Source organism: Pseudomonas sp. A014 (genome assembly GCF_052378495.1).
In the GTDB taxonomy this organism is placed as follows: domain Bacteria; phylum Pseudomonadota; class Gammaproteobacteria; order Pseudomonadales; family Pseudomonadaceae; genus Aquipseudomonas; species Aquipseudomonas machongensis.
In genome coordinates this window covers 1,788,122-1,807,936 of sequence record NZ_CP199001.1, presented here as the reverse complement: position 1 = coordinate 1,807,936, position 19,815 = coordinate 1,788,122, and the positions used below count along the sequence as shown (strand labels likewise).

Below are 19,815 nucleotides of genomic sequence, written 5' to 3'. Positions count from 1 at the left end.
CCCCATGCCCGCCACGCACCTCGCCGAACCCGGCATCCGCATCGGCCTGGCCGAGCTGATCGACATGCGCCACCGCGTGCGCGAGATCCAGCTGTTCTCCCGGCCCGGCCAGCGCAGCCCGCTGGTGGGCCTGCACCATTCCAAGCTGCGCGGACGCGGGGTCGACTTCGACCAGGTGCGCGTGTACCAGGCCGGCGACGACGTGCGCAACATCGACTGGCGTGTCACCGCTCGCACGCAGGAACCTCACACCAAGCTGTTCCATGAAGAGCGTGAGCGGCCGATCTTCATCATGGTCGAGCAGAGCCAGCGCCTGTTCTTCGGCTCGGGCCTGATGTTCAAGTCAGTGCTCGCGGCCCAGGCGGCGGCATTGTTCGGTTGGGCGGCGCTGGGCCATAACGACCGCATCGGCGGCCTGGTGTTCGGCGACAACGAACACCACGAGATCAAGCCCCGGCGCAGCAAGCAGAGCCTGCTGCAACTGCTCAACCGCCTGGCCAAGGTCAACCAGTCGCTGCACACCGAAGCGTTGCCCCAATCCGACAGCCTGGGCCTGGCCTTGCGCCGCGCACGCGAAGTGCTGCGCCCCGGCAGCCTGGCCATCGTCATCTGCGACGAACGCGCACTCACCCCAGCCGTCGAACAGCACCTGGCGATGCTCTCACGCCACTGCGACGTGCTGCTGATGCCGGTCTCCGACCCTCTCGACCACGCCCTGCCCGCCGCTGGCCTGCTACGCTTCGCTCAACGCGGCGCGCACCTGGAGCTCGACACCCTGGACGCCAACCTGCGCCAGCTCTATCGCCAACAGGCCGAAGCACGTATCGAACGCTGGGAACTGCTGGCGCAGAAAATGCGCGTGGTGCTGATGCCGTTGAGCACCCAGAGCGAAATGATCGAGCAGTTGCGCGAGTACCTCAACCAGCGTCCGGGAAGCGGCCAATGAACCCGCTCGACCAACTGCAACCCCTGATCGCCCCGCCGGCCATTGGCCTGTGGCCACCGGCGCCGGGCTGGTGGCTGTTGCTGGCCCTGCTGCCGCTGCTCGGCTGGGGGCTGTGGCGCCTGCGCCGCTGGCGGCCAGGCCGACGCCAGGCGCCGCCCGCCGAACAGCCGCTGGACCCGATCCGCGTCGAAGCCCTGGCCGAACTCGCCCGCCTGCCGCGCCCCTACGACGGCGCACCGGCGGGTGCCTGGCTGCAGCAGATCAATGCCCTGCTCAAACGCCTGTGCCGCAATCACTACCCTGGCGCCAACAGCCACACGCTCAACGGCCGTCAATGGCTGGCGTTTCTCGACAACCGCTGTCCGGCCGCCGGCCTGACCCGCTGGATGGTACTGGTCGAAGGCGCCTACAAGCCCGAGTGCAAGCTCGACGACAAGGCCATCGCCGGGCTCGCCCAGGCGGTCGAGACCTGGATTCGCAAACATGTTTGACCTGGCCTGGCCGTGGATCTTCGCCCTGCTGCCGCTGCCCTGGCTGATGCGCCTGCTGCTGCCTGCCGCCGACAGCGGCGAGCCGGTGCTCAAGGTGGGCTTTCTCGATGAGCTTGAAGGCCTTGCCGGGCGCCGCGCCCGCCTCAACCTGCCCACCTGGCGCCAGCAGGCGCCGTTCGTGGTGATCTGGCTGCTTCTGCTGCTGGCGGCCGCCCGGCCACAGTGGTTGGGCGACCCGGTACCAATCGCGGCCAGTGGCCGCGACCTGTTGGTAGCGGTGGACGTGTCGGGCTCGATGGACTTCCCCGACATGCAGTGGAAAGGCGACGAAATCAGTCGCCTCGATCTGGTCAAGGCGCTGCTCGGTGACTTTCTCCAGGACCGTGAAGGCGACCGGGTCGGGCTGATCCTGTTCGGCAGCGAGGCCTACCTGCAAGCCCCGTTGACCTTCGACCGACGCACCGTGCGTACCTTCCTCGACGAAGCGCAGATCGGCATCGCCGGCAAGAACACCGCCATCGGTGATGCCATCGGCCTTGCGGTCAAGCGCCTGCGTCAGCGCCCGGCACAGAGCCGGGTGCTGGTGCTGGTGACCGATGGCGCCAACAACGGCGGGCTGATACATCCCCTGACGGCCGCGCGCCTGGCGGCCCAGGAAGGCGTACGCATCTACACCATCGGCATCGGCGCCAACCCCGACGCCAGTGGTACTCCAGGCCTGCTCGGCCTGAATCCGAGCCTGGACCTGGACGAAGCTTCGCTCAAGGAAATCGCCGAGCTCACCCATGGCGCCTATTTCCGCGCCCATGACGGCGCCGAGCTGAACAGCATCGGTGACACCCTCGATCAGCTCGAACCAGTGGCCCAACAACCCACCCAGGCGCGCACCGCCAGGGAGCTGTATGCCTGGCCGCTGGCCCTGGCGCTGCTGCTCAGCGTCCTGTTGGTGATCGCCGTGCAGTGGCCTGACAATCTGCTGCAACGCGCGCTGCGTCGACCACGCTTTCTGCAGCCCCACCCCGAATGGCGCCAGCGCCTCAAGCGCCTGCGCCTGAGGAGGCGGCGATGATCGAACTCTGGCCACAATGGCTGCGCCCACTCTGGCTGCTGGTGGTGCCCCTGCTCGGCTGGCTGCTGTTCAAGCTCTGGCATCGACGCAAACGTGCCGGACGCTGGCAGATGATCCTGCCGCCGCAGTTCCATGCAGTGTTGCTCGGGGGCGGCAATGGCAGCACCAGCAAGCTGCCGTGGATCGCCCTGGGCCTGGCCTGGCTGCTGGTGCTCCTGGCCCTGCTCGGACCCAGCTGGCAGCGCCTGGAAGAAACCCGCCAACGCCCGGCCGACCCGCTGGTGATCCTGCTCGAACTGACCCCGCAGATGCTCGCCGAAGACAGCCCGCCCAACCGTCTGGAACAGGCCCGACGCAAGGTGCTCGACCTGCTCGAACACCGTCGCGACAGCCAGACCGCGTTGATCGTCTATGCCGGCAGCGCGCACACCCTGGTGCCACTGTCGGATGACCTGGGCACCACACGCAACCTGCTCGAGGCCGTCGACCCCTCGATCATGCCGCAGCCCGGCCACCGCGCCGACCTGGCAGTGCAAAAGGGCCTGGCGCTGCTCGCTCAGAGCGGCCTGGGGCAAGGCCGCGTGCTGCTGATCGGGAGCTCGCTCAGCCAGCAGGAGCGCCAGGGTATCGTCCAGGCCCTGGGTCGCCAGGGCCCCTCTTTGTTGATGCTCGGCGTCGGCACCGCCGAGGGCGCGCCCGTGCGCCAGGCCAGTGGCGAGTACCTCAAGGATGACCAGGGCGCCATCCTCGTCCCACGCCTGGACAGTGCCGAGCTCAAGCGCTTCATCGTCGGCACGGGCGGACGCTACCGGCATGCCCGTATCGACGATCTCGACCTGCGTGGTCTGGGCCTGTTCGACTCCCCCCGCGCCCTGCGCAACGACGGCCAGACCCTGCAACTGGACAGCTGGGCCGACCAGGGCTACTGGCTATTGCTGCCCCTGTTGCTGCTGGCCGCCTGCGCCGGTCGTCGCGGCTGGCTGTTCTGCCTGCCACTGCTGCTGGCCCTGCCCCAACCGAGCCAGGCGTTCGAATTCCAGGACCTCTGGCGTCGCCCCGACCAACAGGGCCAGCACCTGCTGCAACACCAGCGCCCGGCCGAAGCCGCCCAGCGCTTCGAGGATCCGCAGTGGCGCGGCATGGCGCTGTACCAGGCGGGCGACTACACTGGCGCCGCCCAGGCCTTCGCCCAGGGCAACAGCGCCGCGGCCCACTACAATCGAGGCAACGCCCTGGCCCGCGCCGGCGAACTGGATGCCGCTCTGGATGCCTACGAGCAGGCACTGGAGCGCCAGCCCGACCTGCAACCGGCGCTGGACAACCAGGCACTGGTGCAACAACTGCTGCAACAACGCGAGGGCCGCGCCGAGCAAAAACCGGACACCAGCGACGCACAACCGACGCCGAGCCGCGACACCGACGGCAACAGCAGCTCGGCCTCCAGCAGTGCCCAGGGCACGCCCGGCAACGACGAACAGAGCCCAGCGCAGGACGGCGGCGACAGCACCAGCAACAGCAACAACCAGGCGTCGTCCGGCAACCAGGGCGGCGATGATGACAGCCTCACCCAGCCGCCGCAGCGGCCCACCTCTACCAGCCTCGACGCCGAACAGCGCCAGGCCCTGGAGCAGTGGTTGCGGGAGATCCCCGACAACCCGGCGCAGTTGCTGCGACGCAAATTCTGGTACGAACAGCAATTGCATCAGGAACCCCAACGATGAGTCGCCTCGGCGTCTTCTTGCTCAGCCTGCTCTGGCTCACCCTGGCCCAGGCCCAACCGGCGCTGCAGGCGAGTGTCGATCGCACCCGCGTGGAAGCCGGCGAAACCCTGGAGCTCACGCTGGAAAGCCAGGATGTCACCCAGTTCGGCAAACCTGACCTGCGCGCCCTGGAGGGCGACTTCGAAGTGCGCGGCACCCGCCAGCTCAACAGCCTGCACACCCTCGATGGCGAAACCCGTGCCAGCACCCGCTGGATCGTCACCCTGCTGCCACGGCGCAGCGGCAGCCTGCAGATCCCGGAGTTGCAACTGGGGCAGTCGCGCAGCCAGGCCATCGAATTGCAAGTGGTACAACCCGACCCCAATCGCCCGGACAGCGCCTCGCAGGTGTTCATCGAGGCGACCCTCGACAACCCCGAGGTCTACGTCCAGGCCCAGGCGGTACTGACCCTGCGCATCTACCATTCGGTGTCGCTGTACGACGACAGCAACCTCAGCCCGCTGCGCCTTGAGAACGCCAAGGTCGAGCCGCTGGGCGAGTCGCGCACCTACGAGAAAGAAATCAACGGCGTGCGCCATGGCGTGATCGAAACCCGCTACGCGCTTTATCCGCAACAGAGCGGCGTACTGCAAGTGCCTCCCCTGACCTTCACCGCCACCGCTGCCGACAGCACTGAACCGCCTGCCGGCGGGGCACGCAGCGGGCGCCAGGTGCAGGTCAGCTCGCTGCCGCTTGACCTGCAGGTCAAGGCCATCCCTGCGACCTGGCCTGCTGGTGTGACCTGGCTCCCGGCCCGCAGCCTCAGCCTGGAAGAACGTTGGAACCCCGACCCGAACCAGCAGCCGACGCAGATCGGCGATTCCCTGACGCGCAGTATCACCCTGCGCGCCGAGGGGCTGTCCAGCACGCAGTTGCCACCGCTGCCGGCTACCGAGGTCACTGGCCTGCGCCGCTACCCGGACCAACCCCTGCTGCGCAACGAGATCAACGAACGCGGGATGACCGCCAATCGTGAGGAGCGCGAAGCGCTGGTGCCGATCCACAGTGGCAACCTGATGCTGCCTGCGCTGGAGGTCACCTGGTGGAACACCCTCGAAGACCATCTGGAGCACAGTAGCCTGCCGGCGCGAAGCATCAAGGTCGAAGACAACCCGGCGTTGAGCGCCGACACGCCGGTGGGGGATGTCAGCAGCGGATCTGCGCTGCTCTGGCCGTGGCAACTGGCAACGATGATATTGGCGCTGACCACGCTGCTGGGCTTTGCCCTCTGGTGGCGGGCGCGTTCGCAACCGGCGGTATTGCGCGCATCGCAGAGTGGGCCCAGCCCGCGTACGCTGCTCGACGATCTCAAGCGCGCGACCCTCGCCAACGATCCCCAGGCCACGCGCCAGGCGCTGGATGCCTGGGCGCGGCAGCAACCCGAGACCCTGGCGGAGATGGCGGCGCGCTTCGTGCCCTTGTCCAATGCCCTGGATGGGCTCAATGGCGCGCTCTACAGCGAGGCGGGGCAGCATTGGCAGGGGGATGAGTTGTGGCGGGCGATCGGAGATATTCCTTCGGCTCAGCAGGGGTTGCCTGTGGGTGGGGATGGTGGGGGTTTGCCGCCGCTTTATCCCAAGTGAGTTTTCAGGTGCTTGCCGACAGATTTTCAGCGCCCATGAGATCGAGCGCCGCCCGCGCGGCGCTCGATCTCAAGGGCACCAAAAATCTTTCGGCGAACACCTATCAGCCTCTACGCAAACACTTCGCCTGGCGACCTCGCAGCCACAGCAAAAGCGAACCTGCGCAGCCACTTGGGTTACCATACCCACCCTCCGAGACCCCATCCCAAGCGCAGCCCCGGCCGCTCGCTTGATTCGACACCAACAGGTCCTCCATGCGTCTGTTTCACACCTCCGACTGGCACCTGGGCCAGAGCCTCCACGGCCAGGAACGCGACTTCGAACACGCCTGCTTCCTCGACTGGCTGCTCGGCCAGCTGCGCCTGCGCCAACCCGACGCGCTGTTGATCGCCGGGGATATCTTCGACACGGTCAACCCACCGGTCAAAGCCCAGGAGCGCCTCTACGACTTCATCGTCCAGGCCCACGAACAGCAGCCCAAGCTGGACATCGTGATGATCGCCGGCAACCACGACTCCGGCTCGCGCATCGAATTGCCCGCCGCCCTGATGCGCCGCCTGCGCACTCACGCCCTGGGCCGCGTGCACTGGCTCGACGAAGGCCAGCTCGACGCCGAACGCCTGCTGATCCCGCTGACCAACGCCCGCGGCAAGGTCTGTGCCTGGTGCCTGGCCCTGCCCTTCCTGCGCCCGGCAGAAGTCACCGGCCCGCAACTGGGCGATGACTACCTGCAAGGCATCACCCAGGTGCATCAACAACTGATCGCCGCCGCCCTTGGCAAGCGCAAGAAGGACCAGGCGCTGATCGCCATCAGCCACGCCCACATGGCCGGCGGCTCGATTTCCGAAGACTCCGAGCGCAGCCTGATCATCGGCAATGCCGAAGCCCTGCCGGCGCGGTTGTTCGACAAGGCCATCAGCTACGTCGCCCTGGGCCACCTGCATAAGCCACAGAAGGTCAACCGGGAGAACCGCATCCGCTACAGCGGCGCGCCTATCCCGCTGTCATTCGCCGAGATCAACTACCCGCACCAGGTACTGGAGATCGAGCTGGACGGCACCGAGCTGCTCAGCGTCGAACCGCGCCTGGTACCGCGGGCCGTGGCCTTGCAGCGCATGGGCCCGGCACCGCTCGGCGAACTGCTCGAGCAGCTTGCCGACCTGCCGGTGATCGACCTCCTCGAAGACCCCAACCGCCAGCCGTGGCTGGAAGTGCGGGTACGCCTGGACGAGCCGCAGCCCGACCTGCGCCAACAGATCGAAAGCGCACTGCAGGGCAAGGCAGTGCGCCTGGTGCGCATCAGCGCCGAATATGCTGGGCGCAACGCTCAGGACGAGGACGCACAGGCCTTCGTCGAGCTGTCGCAGATGACCCCGCAGGACCTGTTCGGCCGCGCCTGGGAGCAGGCCTACGGCAGCCCCGTCGATGAACAGACCCTGAGCGACTTCGCCCTGCTGCTGCAGGACGTGCAACTGGAGGAGCAGCCATGAAGATCCTGGCCATCCGCCTGAAGAACCTTGCCTCCCTGGCCGGCCCCATCGACATCGACTTCACTGCCGAGCCCTTGGCCAGCGCCGGGTTGTTCGCCATCACCGGCCCGACCGGCGCAGGCAAGAGCACCCTGCTGGACGCCCTGTGCCTGGGGCTGTTCGGTACGGTGCCACGCCTGAACGAGATCGGCCGCGAAGCCAAGGTGCCGGACGCCGACGGCGAAATCCCCACCTCCGATCCGCGCAACCTGTTGCGCCGTGGCACCGGCAGCGGCTTTGCCGAGGTCGATTTCGTCGGCATCGATGGCAAGCGATACCGCGCCCGCTGGGAAGCCAACCGAGCGCGTGACAAGGCCAACGGCAAATTGCAGCACAGCCGCCAGAGCTTCTACGACCTGGACGGCGAACAACTGCTGGCCAGCGGCAAGAACGAATACAAGCAACTGGCCGAAGCACGCCTGGGGCTGAATTTCGAGCAGTTCACCCGTGCGGTGATGCTGGCCCAGAGCGAGTTCGGTGCCTTCCTCAAGGCCGACGATCGCGAGCGCAGCGAACTGCTGGAAAAGCTCACCAACACGGCCATCTATACCCGCCTGGGGCAGCGCGCCTTCACCCGCTCGCGCGAGGCTGCCGAGGCGCTCAAGGATCTTGAGGATCGCGCCAGCCACCTGCTACCGCTGGCCACTGAGGCCCGTGCTGAACTCGACCAGCGCCTGGAGCAGGCGCAACAGCACTTCAAGGGCGAACAGGCGCGCGAGCGGCAGCTTGAACAACAGTGCATCTGGCTCAGCGAACAGCAGCGCCTGCTGGCCCAACACGCCGAAGCCGGTGAAACGCTCAAGGCTGCCGAGCACGCCAGCGCACAGCTCAGCGAACAGCGTATCGACCTGCAACGCCTGGAGCGCCTGGCCCCGCAGCGCCATCAGTTCCACCGTCAGCTGGCCCTGGCCGCCCAGCTCACGCCGCTGGCCGCCGAAATCGCCGAGCAGGTACGCCAGCAGACCGAACTGCACACCCGTACTGGCGAACTGGAGCAGGCGCAGCTCGCGGCACGCGACGCGCTCACGCAATGCCAGGCGCAGCACAGCGAGAACGCTCCCCGCCTGCGCCAGGCCTTTGCCGCCCAGGACGGCCTCGCCCGCCTCGACCAGGACCTGGCAAAACAGCACTCGGCCTGCCAGCAGGCTGAGCAGGACCTTGCCGAAAGCCAGCAGCACCTGCAGCAGCTGGAACAGAACCAGCAGCGCAGCCTGGAACAACTGGCCCTGATCGACACCGCGCTGGCCGACAGCCAACACCTGGCAGGCCTGGCCAATGCCTGGCAGGCCTACCTGCCGCAGCTCAAGCAGGTGATGCTGATCGGCGGCCGTCTGGCCAAGGGTCGCGAAGAGCTGCCAGGCTTGCAGGCGCAGGCCAGCCAGGCCAATACCCAACTGCAAACCCAGCGCGACAGTTTCGAGCTGCTGTTCCGCGAAGCCAAGGCCGAACCCCAGGCCCTGGCCGAACAGATCGACCTGCTCGGCGGCATGCTCCAGGACAACCGCAAGCAGCAGCGTGCTGTCGAGGAACTGTCGCGCCTGCACGGTCGCGAGATGGAACTGCGCCAGCAGCTCGACGTTCTGCGTGAGCGACAGCAACAGGCCATGCAGCAACGCCAGCAACTGATCAGCGACGGCACATCGGCCAAGGCCCGGCTGGAAACGGCAGAACAGGCGCTCGCCCTCACTCGCCAGTTGCTCGATCGCCAACGCCTGGCGCGCAACACCAGCGTTGAAGAACTGCGCGGCCAACTGCGCGACGGCGAACCCTGCCCGGTGTGCGGCAGCGCCGAGCATCCGTTCCACCAGCCCGAAGCGCTGCTGCAGAGCCTCGGCCGCCATGACCAGGCCGAAGAAGAGGCTGCGCAGCAACAGGTCGAGGCCCTCAACGGTCAACTGGTGGAGCTGCGCACCCAGTTGGGCGTGGTCAATGCCCAGCTCAAGGATTTCCAACAGCAGCAACAGCAACTCGGCGCACAGCTGCAGCCCTTGGTCGCACAGGTGCAGGCCCACAGTCTGTGGCCAGCCCTGGCACCGCAGGACGACAAGGCTCGCAGCGCCTGGCTCGACAGTCAGCTGCGGCGCCTGGACGAGGAAATCGGCAAGGACGAGAAGCGCCAGAGCGCCCTGCTCGCCCTGCAAAAGGACGCCGCCCGCCTCACCCAGCAGTTGCAAGCGGCGCAAGAGGCCCAGCAACAGGCCCAGCGCCATCTGGAACAACAGCACCAGGCCTTGGCCAACGACGAGCAGCAACTGGAACAAGGGCTGAAGGACCTCGCCAGCGTGCTGCCGGACGACGTGCTCAAGGCCCTGAGCGACGACCCGACCCACGCGTTCGTCGCCCTCGACCAGCAGATCACCCAGCGCCTGCAGCAGCTCGAACAGCGCAAGGACGAACAGGAAGAACAGCAGGCACGCCAACTCCAGCTGGACAAGCTGCGCGACCAGCATCAAGCACGGCTGAATACCCAGGAACAATTGCGCCAGCAACTCGCCGCCCTTGAGGCCCAGCGACAGCAGGCCCAGGCCGCGCTGGCCGAGTTGCTTGGCGAACAGCCCAGCGCCGAAGCCTGGCAACAGCATATGGAGGCGCAACTGGAGCAGGCCCGTGCGCTCGACGCCGATACCGCACAACACCTGCAGACGCTGCGCACCCAAGGCGTGCAGTTGGCCAGTGAGCTCAAGGCCAACGGCAATCGCCAGCAGGCACTGGAACAGGAACACCAACAACTGCACGGCGACATCGCCCAATGGCGCGCCGAGCACCCTGAGTTGGACGACGTCGGTCTGGAGCGCCTGCTGGCCATCGACGACGCCGCCGTCAGCGCGCTGCGCCAGCACTTGCAGGACGCCGACAAGGCTGTCGAGCAGGCGCGGGTGCTGCTGCACGAGCGCGAACAGCGCCTGCAACAGCACAGCGCCGATTCGACCGTCCAGACGTCGGCCGAAGACCTGCAGCAGAGCCTTGGGGAACTGCGCGAGCAACTGGCCATCCACGAACAGCACTGCGCCGAACTGCGCGCCCAACAGGCCGACGACCAGCGTCGCCAGCAGGCGCACCAGGCACTCGCCGACGACATCGACAAGGCCCGTGGCGAGCGCCAGCGCTGGGGCCGGCTCAATGACCTGATCGGCTCGGCCTCAGGCGATGTGTTCCGCAAGATCGCCCAGGGCTACAACCTCGACCTGCTGCTGCACCACGCCAACAATCAGTTGCGCCAGTTGGCCCGGCGCTATCGTCTCAAGCGCGGTGGCAGCGCCCTCGGCCTGCTGGTGCTGGACACCGAGATGGGCGACGAACTGCGCTCGGTGCACTCGCTGTCGGGCGGTGAGACCTTCCTGGTCTCGCTGGCACTGGCACTGGGGCTGGCGTCGATGGCCTCGAGCACCCTGCGCATCGAGTCGCTGTTCATCGACGAAGGCTTCGGCAGCCTGGACCCCGAGTCCTTGCAGCTGGCCATGGATGCGCTCGACGGCCTGCAGGCCCAGGGGCGCAAGGTCGCGGTGATTTCCCACGTGCAGGAGATGCATGAGCGCATTCCGGTGCAGATCCAGGTACGCCGCCAGGGCAATGGCCTGAGCGATGTCGAGGTCTGCGGGTGATTCTCTATTCATTCCGCCGTTGCCCGTGGGCCATGCGTGCGCGCCTGGCCCTGCGTTATGCAGGCTGTGACGTGGAAGTTCGCGAGGTGGCGCTCAAGGCCAAGCCGGCCGAACTGCTGGCCCTGTCGCCCAAGGGCACGGTGCCGGTGCTCGATACCGGGGAGCGGGTGCTGGAGGAGAGTCTGGACATCATGCGCTGGGCGCTGACGCAAGACGACCCGCAAGACTGGCGGCTGCTGGCCGATCCACTGGCGGCTGAACGGGGCGAAGCGCTGATCGCGCGCAATGACCGGGATTTCAAGGCGCAGGTCAACCTGTACAAATACGCCGAGCGCTACCCGGAGCATTCACGCGAGCATTACCGCCAGCAGGCCGAAGCCTGGCTGGCGGAGCTCGAAGGCCTGCTCGAGAACAGGCCTTTCCTGCTGGCGGACCACCCAAGCCTGGCCGATGCCGCGTTGCTGCCATTGCTGCGCCAGTTCGCCGGGGTCGAACCTCAGTGGTTCGCCGAGGCGGCTTATCCGCGGGTGCGGAGCTGGTTGCAGGGATGGCTGGCATCGGACCTGTTCAAGGCGATCATGGCCCGCTGAAAAAAACGCATTGACCAGGTTTCTGTGGGAGTAGGCTTGCTCGCAAACACCGGCGGAGTCGGTGCCATGGCACCGTGGTGACTGCTTCGCAAGCAAGCCCGCTCCCACAAAAACCTGTCAGGGGTCCATCAGCTGCTGTGCTTGGCACTCAGGGCTGCGTGGAAATGAGCACTCTGGCGCAGATACTGCTCGGTGTAGCTGTGGGTTTCGACAGTTTTGCCGCGGCTTTCCGACTGGGCATGGACCGGCAGCACGACGGAAGCGGAAATGGCAGAAGCGGCAATGACCGGGAAGAGATTGAAGTTCATCGGTGTGTCCTCGTCTTCGCTGTTTGACAGTGGCCCTCTTGGGCCTTGGGTCAAACTTACGCCGACGAGGCGCTTGGCTGAAATTCATTGCAGCAGTAGCGATTATCAAGCCGATTGATAGTCAATCGAGAAACTTCAGGTCCGAAGGCGCGTCCTGGGGCAGTGTCTGCACCGTTTCGCCAAGCTTGCCGCTGCGCGGATCACGGCGCATGACCACGATCTGGTTGCTCTTCTGGTTGGCCACCAGCAGGAAGTTGCCGCTTGGATCCAGGCTGAATTCCCGGGGGTGATCGCCCTCCACCGAGCGACGCTGCAGCAAGGTCAACTGGCCGTCGTCCTTGCCCACGGCGTAGACCACGATCTGGTTGGCGCTGCCGCGGTTGCTGACGTACAGGAAACGTCCATCGGCGGACAAGTGCAGGCCGCCCGCGGCCTTGGCGGCAGGTTCGGTGCTGTCGGTCAACGGCAGGCGCTGACGCTCGAGCAACGCACCGTCCAGAACGTCGAAGGCCACCACCTCGGCACTCATTTCCAGCGTGAGGTAGGCATGCCGCCCCTTGGCATCGAACAGCAGGTGCCGTGGCCCGCTGCCTGGCGGCAAGGTGACGAACGCGGGTATCGCCGGGCTCAGCGGCCGGTCGGTACTGGCGCCGTCGTAGCGGTAGATGAACACCTTGTCGGCGCCCAAGTCACTGGCATAAAGATGGCGGCCATCGGGCGACTGGACCACCGAGTGCACATGGGCGCCGGCCTGGCGCTCGGAATTGACCTTGCTCGGGGCATGGCGCAGCTGCTGTAGCACCGCCTTGAGCTTGCCGTCGCGCGCCACCGGGACCACCACCAGGCTACCGCCAGGAACGGGCGCCACGGCGTAGTTGGCGACGAACAGGTAGCGCTGGTCGTGACTGAGGCTGGCGTGGGTCGGTTCATCGCCCAGGCTGGCGACCTTGTTCAGCGGGGTTATCTCGCCGTTGCCACTCACGCCAAAGCTGCTGATGTGCCCCGCGGGCGTCTCGTTCACCGCGAACAGTTGACGCTGGTCGGCAGACAGCACCAGCCAGGACGGGCTGACAGCCTTGATCACCTGCTGGGCTGGCGTGGCGATCTGGCCACTGCGCGGGTCGAATTGATAACGGTAGATGCCTTGGCTGGCACCCTCGGTGTAACTGCCGACCAGCAAGGTGGCAGCCTGGGTGTGGATCGACAGGCTCATCAGACTAGCGGTCAGCAGGCTCTTGGAGGTCAGCTTCATCTTCGTCATCTTCCGGGGCGCGAAACGCACTCATCAAGACTAGACGGTGTTCTGCTTGGGCATCGTCGAGCAGCCAATCGTTCCCCTCTGCCCGCGCAGCGGCGATCTGTTCGGGGGTGAAGCTCCAGCGGCGCAACTGGCGCCCGTCCATGCATTCGATGGTGAGGCCAGAGCTGTCGCAGGTGAATTCGAAGGCGTGCAGGCCGTCGATCAGGAGCATGTCGCAGGTTTGCAGGGCGGTTGCGAGAGGGGGCATGGGTGCACCTTGGGGTAGGAAGGTGGCCATTATATCTTCGGATCACTGCAAGAGGCCTTGAAACTGTGCAGGAGCGGCCTTGCGCCGCTCCTGCACGAATAGCGTCAGTTTCCTCAATGGGCGAAGATCGAGCCCCCCTCCTTGCCCACCATCTTCTCGGGCTTGATCAGGAACCGTGCCAGCGCCGGCAGCAGCCACAACGCGCCGAACATGTTCCACAGCAGCATGAAGGTCAGCATCAGGCCCATGTCGGCCTGGAACTTGATCGCCGAGAAAATCCAGGTGCACACGCCGATCGCCAGGCACAGGCCGGTGAACAGCACCGCCTTGCCGGTGGAGCGCAGGGTCTCGTAATAGGCTTCCTGCAGCGGCAGACCCGCACGCAGGAAGCTTTCCAGACGGCTGTAGATGTAGATGCCGTAGTCCACACCGATGCCCACGCCGAGGGCGACCACCGGTAGCGTCGCGACCTTCACGCCAATGCCCATGAACGCCATCAGCGCGTTGCCCAGTACCGAGGTCAGGACCAGCGGCAGAACGATGCACAGGGTGGCGGCGAAGGAGCGGAAGGTGATCATGCACATCACCGCCACGCAGATGTACACCAGGATCAGGATGGTCAGCTCGGCCGACTTGATCACCTCGTTGGTGGCCGCCTCGATGCCGGCGTTACCGGCCGCCATGAGGAACTGCAGGCCTTCCTTGTTGTGCGCATCGGCAAAGGCCTTGGCCGCCGTGGTGACGCGCTCGAGGGTCTCGGCCTTGTGGTCGTTGAGGAACACCAGCACCGGCGCCAGCGAGCAGTCGGCGTTGTACAGGCCGTCTGCGCGGGCGATGGAGTTGTTGAGGATGTCCGGGTTGCGCGAGAGGGTCTCCCACTTCAGGCTGCCCTCGTTCATGCCCTTGATGACCTGCTTGGACACGGTCACCAGGGAGATGGTCGACTGCACGCCCGGCGTGTTGTCCATGGTCCACATCAGCTCGTCGATCGGCGCCATGGTCGAGTGGATCGAGCAGCTCTCTGCCGGGGTCTTGACCATGATCACCAGCACATCCGAACTGGTCGAGTAGTTGTTGATGATGAAGCTGTTGTCCTGGTTGTAGCGCGAATCCGGACGCAGCTCCGGCGCGCCCTGGTCGAGGTCGCCGATCTTCAGGTTCTGGCTGTACCAGAGACCGCCGGCAAAGGCGACCAGCGCGAGTGCGATCGACACCGGCGCCACCTTGGGGCTGGCGAAGTTCGACAGCAGGCGCCAGAACGGGTGCTCGCAGACCGCGTCCTTCTTGCTGCGGGCGATGGCCTTCTGGCTGATGCCGACGTAGCTGATCGCGACCGGCAGCAGGATCAGGTTGGTGAAGACGATGACCGCCACACCGATCGAGGCCCCGATGGCCAGTTCGCGGATCACGCCAATGTCGATGATCAGCAAGGTGATGAAGCCCACGGCGTCAGCGAGGATGGCGATCATCCCCGGCAGGAACAACTGGCGGAAGGTGCGCCGCGCTGCGGTCAGGGCGTTGTCGGCATCGCTGGACTGCAAGGCGATGCCGTTGATCTTCTGCACCCCGTGCGAGATACCGATGGCGAAGATCAGGAACGGCACCAGCATCGAGTAAGGATCGAGGCCGAAGCCGACCGCATGCATCAGCCCTAGCTGCCATACCACCGCCACCAGCGTGGTGATGAGCACGGCGATGGTGCTGCGAATGCACCAGGTGAACCAGTACAGCAACGCCCAGGTGATGACCAGCGCAACCCCGAAGAACATCGCCACCATCACCAGGCCGTCGATAAGGTCACCGACCTTCTTGGCGAAGCCGACGATGTGGATCTTCACGTTCGGGTTCTGCGCCTGGAACTTGTTGCGGATCTTCTCTTCCAGTTGGTGGGAGAATTTCTGGTAGTCCAGCTTGGTCAGCTTGCCCGGGTCTTGTGGGTCGGGGAAGTTTTCCAGCAGCGGAATGTCGACGATGCTCGACTTGAAGTTGTTGGCCACCAGGCGCCCGACCTGGCCAGACTTGAGCACGTTGTCACGCAAGGTGTCGAGGCTGTCCTGCGAGCCATTGTAGGTGTTGGGGATCACCTCGCCGCCAGAGAAACCTTCCTCGGTCACCTCGCTCCAGCGCACGCTCGGGCTCCACAACGACTTCAGCCCGGCACGGTCGACGCCGGGGATGTAGAACACCTCGTCGTGGATCTGGCGCAGGGTCTCCATGTAGTCCTTGTCGAAGATGTCGCCGTTGACCGCCTCGACCGAAATGCGCACGGTGTTGCCGAGGTTGGCCAGGTCATTGCGATGCTCCATCATCTGTTCGATGAACGGGTGCTGCAGCGGGATCATCTTCTCGAAGCTGGTGGAGGGGCGAATCTGCGTGGCCTGCCAGAACAGGAAGATGCTCACCAGCACGCACAGGGCGATGACCACGGGGCGGTTGTTGAAGATCAGCCGCTCGAGCAGGGTGGCCTTGTCCTTGTGGTGGGGCATGTTGAAATTCTCCGGACGGGTCATGGCCGAGCCTCCTGGGCGCCTTCGGCGGTGGCCAGGTGTACGCCACCCTGCCCCACCAGCAGCAGGCCGCCATCGGCCAGACCGCTGACACCGGACAGCGCGATGCGATCGGCGCGGTTGTAGACCGTGAACGTCTGTCCGTCGTCGCGGCTGCGCAGCACGCTGCCACCGTTGCCGACCACGACGAGGCTGCCATCATCGAGAAGCGTAGCGTTTGCCAGGCCGAATTCGAGCGCCCCTCGTCCCGCCTCCAGCGGGATGGCTTGCCAGGTGTCGCCAAAGTCGGTGGAGCGGAACAGGTTGCCGCGCAGTCCGTAAGCCAGCAGCGTGTGCGCCTGCCCAGTGCCGGTCACGCCGAACAGCGAGCCCTCGTAGGGGCTTTCGACGTGCGACCAGGTCTGGCCGTCGTCGCTGGAGCGGAACATGCTGCCCTGCTCGCCCACGATGAACAGGCCGGCATCCTTCACCTGGGTGATGCCATTGAGGTGCAACTGGTCGGGGTTGTCGAGACGCTCGGCGACGTCCTGCCAGTTCTGCCCACCGTCGGTGGTTTCCAGCAGCGCACCATAGGCGCCGACGGCGAAGCCGTGCTGGGCATCGACGAAACGCACATCGAGCAGCGGGGCTTCACGGGAGAGGTCTTCGAACTGCTTGCTCCAGGTTGCCCCGCCGTCGTTGCTGGCGAGAATCTGCGCGTCATGGCCGACTGCCCAACCACGCTTGTCGTCGAGGAAGAACACGGCGGTGAGCAGTTGACGGGTTGGCACCCGAGCCTGAGTCCAGGTCTTGCCCTGGTCGTCGGAGAACAGGATATGGCCGCGATCGCCGACCACCACCAGGCGCTTGCCGGCGTGCACGGCGTCGATCAGCAGGCTCTGGCTGGCCTTGGCCGATTCCACCGAATATTCGGCCACGGCCGCGGCCTGTGCGGTACCTGCCCATGTGCCCAGCGCCAGTAACGCGCTGGCCGTCAACGCCAAGGCTCCGCGCCTGGCATCCGCCTTCAGCCATTCCCTCATGACCGCCCCCTGTTGTGTTCTTGTAGTGGGTCAATGCCTTGCAGGTACTGCGAAAACCCTTGATCCAGAGCCCTGCAATAGCTTTGGGCCATCCTATCGGGGAAAATCGCGCGAACACAACGGGCGGGACGTTATGTTTTGTTAACCGCCAAAAAGCATCGCGGGCAAGCCCGCTCCCTGATCCTTGTGGGAGCGGGCTTGCCCGCGAATAGGCCAGCCCGGTTTAAAAGTGAATCAAGCCAGGCTCTTGCTCACCACCTCATACACATCACTGGACAGTGCCCCGGAAGCGAGAATCCGCTCCAGCTCGCCCTTCATCAGCGCCTGACGCGCAGCATCGTACTTGCGCCAGCGGGTCAGCGGCGCCAGTTGGCGCGAGGCGATCTGCGGATTGAGCGCGTTGAGCTCGATCACCAGGTCCGCCAGGAAGCGATAACCCGAACCGTCGCCGGCGTGGAAGTTGACCAGATTCTGCCCGGCAAAGGCGCCGACCAGCGCGCGCACCTTGTTCGGGTTCTTCAGGGTGAAGGCCGGGTGCTGCATCAGCGCCTTGACCCGCGCCAGCCCGCCCGGAAGGCTGCTTGCCGCCTGCACGCTGAACCACTGGTCCATGACCAGGGGGTTGTCCTTGAAGTGCTCGGCGAAGGCCTCGAGCGCCTTGGCGCGCTCGGCTTCGAACGGCGAGTTGACCAGCACTGCCAGCGCGGTCAGGCGCTCGGTCATGTTGTCGGCGTGCTCGAACTGCTCGAGGGTCGCTTCCAGCACCTGCGACTTGCCAGCGAGCATCAGGTACGACAGCGCGATGTTCTGCAGGCTGCGGCGGGCGAAGTGCTCGGCTGCGGCTACATAAGCAGTGCTGCGCGACACCTGGCGGTTGGCCTGGTAGCGCGCCCACAGCGCATCGAACAACTGCTCGGCGATCTGCTTGCGGGCGAACTCGCGGGCCGTATGAATCGCGTCGACGTCAGCCACCTGGCTGATCTCGGTGAGGTAGGCCTCGCCGGGCAGCGACAGCATCTCCGCGACCATGGCCGGGTCCAGCGACTGGTTGCCCAGCACCGTACCCAAGGCGGTGATCAGCCGTGGGTCGAGTTTCAGCGCTTCGCCGCGCTGATGCTGGCCGATCAGCTCCTGCAGCACCTGCACGGCCAGCTGCTGGCCCGCTTCCCAGCGGTTGAAGCCGTCGCTGTCGTGCTGCATGAGGAACATCAGCTGGTCGCGGTCGTAGGGGAAGCTCAGCTTGACCGGCGCACTGAAGCCACGCAGCAATGACGGAAGCGGCTTGGCGACGATGCCCTGGAAGGTGAAGGTCTGCTCGGCCTCGGTCACCGACAGCACGCGCTGGGTAGCGACGTCAGCAGCTGTTTCACCGGCCAATTGCAGCGGCAGGTCATTGCCCTGAGCATCGAGCAGCCCCAACGCCACCGGAATCACGAATGGCAGCTTGTCGAGCTTGTCCGGCGTCTGCGGGCAGCTCTGGCGGAAGGTCAGGCTGTAGGTCTGTGCCGCGGCATCGTAGGTTTCGCTGACCTCAAGACGCGGCGTGCCAGCTTGGCTGTACCAGCGCTTGAACTGGGTCAGGTCGACGCCGTTGGCGTCTTCCATGGCCTTGATGAAGTCGTCGGTGGTCACCGCCTGGCCATCATGACGCTCGAAGTACAGGTCGCTGCCCTTGCGGAAGCCCTCGGCGCCCAGCAGGGTACGGACCATGCCTACCACTTCGGCGCCCTTCTCGTACACGGTCAGGGTGTAGAAGTTGGAGATCTCGATGAAGCTGTCCGGGCGCACCGGATGGGCCATGGGGCCGGCGTCTTCGGCGAACTGGTGGGTGCGCAGGTAGGCGACGTCCTCGATGCGCTTGACCGTGCGCGAGTTCATGTCGGCGCTGAACTCGGCATCGCGGAACACCGTGAAGCCTTCCTTGAGCGACAGTTGGAACCAGTCGCGGCAGGTCACGCGGTTGCCCGACCAGTTGTGGAAGTACTCGTGGGCGACCACCCCTTCGATGCGCTGGTGGGCGGCATCGGTGGCGGTTTCGGCGCGGGCCAGCACGCAACTGGAGTTGAAGATGTTCAGGCCCTTGTTTTCCATGGCGCCCATGTTGAAGTCGTTGACCGCCACGATCATGAAGATGTCCAGGTCGTATTCACGGCCATAGACCTCTTCGTCCCAGCGCATGGACTTCTTCAGGCTGACCATCGCGTGGTCGCACTTGTCGATGTTCTCGGGTTCGACGTAGATGCGCAGGGTCACGTCGCGACCCGACTGGCGGGTGAAGCTGTCCTCGACGCACCAGAGATCGCCCGCGACCAGCGCAAAGAGGTAGGCCGGCTTCTTGAACGGGTCTTCCCAGGTTGCCCAGTGACGGCCGTCTTCTGCCGGGCCGCTGCCGACCGGGTTGCCATTGGACAGCAGCACAGGGTAGCGGTGCTGCTCGGCGATCACCGTGGTGGTGAAGGTGCTCATCACATCCGGGCGGTCGAGGTAGTAGGTGATCTTGCGGAAACCTTCGGCTTCGCACTGGGTGCAGAACATCTTGCCGGACTTGTACAGGCCTTCCAGCGCGGTGTTGCTTTCCGGGTGAATCTTCACGCTGGTGTCGAGGGTGAAGCGCTCAGATTTGGGGTGGAGGGTCAGGCTGCTGTCATCGAGCTGGTAGTCACCGGCCTGCAGCTCCTGGTCATCCAGCGCGGCGCGCTTCAGCTCCAGCTGCTGGCCATCGAGCACCAGCGGCGGCAAGCCGGCGCCGCGCTCGGGGTTGCGGCGCATGACCAGTTGCGCATGGACCAGCGTGTGGTCCTCGAACAGCTCGAAGGTCAGGTGCGTCTCGTCGATCAGGTACTCGGGCGCCTGATAGTCCTTGAGGTAGATCACTTGCGGTTGTTCGGTACGCATGGTGA

14 protein-coding genes are annotated in these 19,815 nt (G+C 65.6%); 8 read left to right on the top strand and 6 right to left on the bottom strand.

What is annotated here, in order from left to right; all coding sequences use genetic code 11:
* Positions 1-4 precede the first annotated feature (4 nt).
* The 8 genes from ACTYOL_RS08545 (at position 5) to ACTYOL_RS08510 (ending at position 11,570) form a co-directional block, all read left to right on the top strand.
* Positions 5-946 carry a DUF58 domain-containing protein gene (locus tag ACTYOL_RS08545; RefSeq protein WP_186666749.1) on the top strand — a complete coding sequence of 314 codons (942 nt, stop codon included), beginning with the start codon at positions 5-7 and terminating at the stop codon, positions 944-946.
* Positions 943-1,437 (top strand): DUF4381 domain-containing protein, encoded by a 495-nt coding sequence (locus ACTYOL_RS08540; protein ID WP_063543917.1) that lies wholly within the window; start codon positions 943-945, stop codon positions 1,435-1,437. The genes ACTYOL_RS08545 and ACTYOL_RS08540 overlap by 4 nt, the downstream gene beginning before the upstream one ends.
* Positions 1,430-2,506, top strand: a complete 1,077-nt coding sequence (locus ACTYOL_RS08535; RefSeq protein ID WP_054893620.1) for a vWA domain-containing protein — start codon at positions 1,430-1,432, stop codon at positions 2,504-2,506. The genes ACTYOL_RS08540 and ACTYOL_RS08535 overlap by 8 nt, the downstream gene beginning before the upstream one ends.
* Positions 2,503-4,227, top strand: a complete 1,725-nt coding sequence (locus ACTYOL_RS08530) for a tetratricopeptide repeat protein (protein WP_197889824.1) — start codon at positions 2,503-2,505, stop codon at positions 4,225-4,227. The genes ACTYOL_RS08535 and ACTYOL_RS08530 overlap by 4 nt, the downstream gene beginning before the upstream one ends.
* A complete protein-coding gene (locus ACTYOL_RS08525) occupies positions 4,224-5,849 on the top strand; it encodes a BatD family protein (RefSeq protein WP_444757776.1) in 1,626 nt (541 codons plus the stop codon). Before ACTYOL_RS08530 ends, ACTYOL_RS08525 begins: the two co-directional genes overlap by 4 nt.
* A gap of 254 nt (positions 5,850-6,103) precedes the next feature.
* Positions 6,104-7,339 (top strand): exonuclease SbcCD subunit D C-terminal domain-containing protein, encoded by a 1,236-nt coding sequence (locus ACTYOL_RS08520; protein ID WP_063543913.1) that lies wholly within the window; start codon positions 6,104-6,106, stop codon positions 7,337-7,339.
* The gene (locus ACTYOL_RS08515; protein ID WP_444757775.1) at positions 7,336-10,980 is read left to right on the top strand and encodes an AAA family ATPase; all 3,645 of its coding nucleotides are present in this window, start codon (positions 7,336-7,338) and stop codon (positions 10,978-10,980) included. Before ACTYOL_RS08520 ends, ACTYOL_RS08515 begins: the two co-directional genes overlap by 4 nt.
* A complete protein-coding gene (locus ACTYOL_RS08510) occupies positions 10,977-11,570 on the top strand; it encodes a glutathione S-transferase (RefSeq protein WP_444757774.1) in 594 nt (197 codons plus the stop codon). Before ACTYOL_RS08515 ends, ACTYOL_RS08510 begins: the two co-directional genes overlap by 4 nt.
* Positions 11,571-11,698: 128 nt before the next feature.
* Here ACTYOL_RS08510 and ACTYOL_RS08505 read toward each other — a convergent pair whose 3' ends face one another.
* The 6 genes from ACTYOL_RS08505 to pepN form a co-directional block, all read right to left on the bottom strand.
* Positions 11,699-11,878 carry a hypothetical protein gene (locus tag ACTYOL_RS08505; RefSeq protein WP_063543907.1) on the bottom strand — a complete coding sequence of 60 codons (180 nt, stop codon included), beginning with the start codon at positions 11,876-11,878 and terminating at the stop codon, positions 11,699-11,701.
* A gap of 121 nt (positions 11,879-11,999) precedes the next feature.
* Positions 12,000-13,130: a lactonase family protein gene (locus ACTYOL_RS08500; RefSeq protein WP_420029848.1), complete on the bottom strand. Its 1,131-nt coding sequence runs from the start codon at positions 13,128-13,130 to the stop codon at positions 12,000-12,002.
* Positions 13,096-13,386, bottom strand: a complete 291-nt coding sequence (locus ACTYOL_RS08495; RefSeq protein WP_153773411.1) for a DUF5629 family protein — start codon at positions 13,384-13,386, stop codon at positions 13,096-13,098. Before ACTYOL_RS08495 ends, ACTYOL_RS08500 begins: the two co-directional genes overlap by 35 nt.
* 113 nt (positions 13,387-13,499) lie before the next feature.
* Positions 13,500-15,872 (bottom strand): efflux RND transporter permease subunit, encoded by a 2,373-nt coding sequence (locus tag ACTYOL_RS08490; protein ID WP_444758134.1) that lies wholly within the window; start codon positions 15,870-15,872, stop codon positions 13,500-13,502.
* A 20-nt stretch (positions 15,873-15,892) separates the two neighbouring features.
* Positions 15,893-16,915 (bottom strand): YCF48-related protein, encoded by a 1,023-nt coding sequence (locus tag ACTYOL_RS08485; protein WP_200603638.1) that lies wholly within the window; start codon positions 16,913-16,915, stop codon positions 15,893-15,895.
* A 234-nt stretch (positions 16,916-17,149) separates the two neighbouring features.
* Positions 17,150-19,810 (bottom strand): aminopeptidase N, encoded by a 2,661-nt coding sequence (pepN, locus tag ACTYOL_RS08480; protein WP_444757773.1) that lies wholly within the window; start codon positions 19,808-19,810, stop codon positions 17,150-17,152.
* Positions 19,811-19,815: the final 5 nt, after the last annotated feature.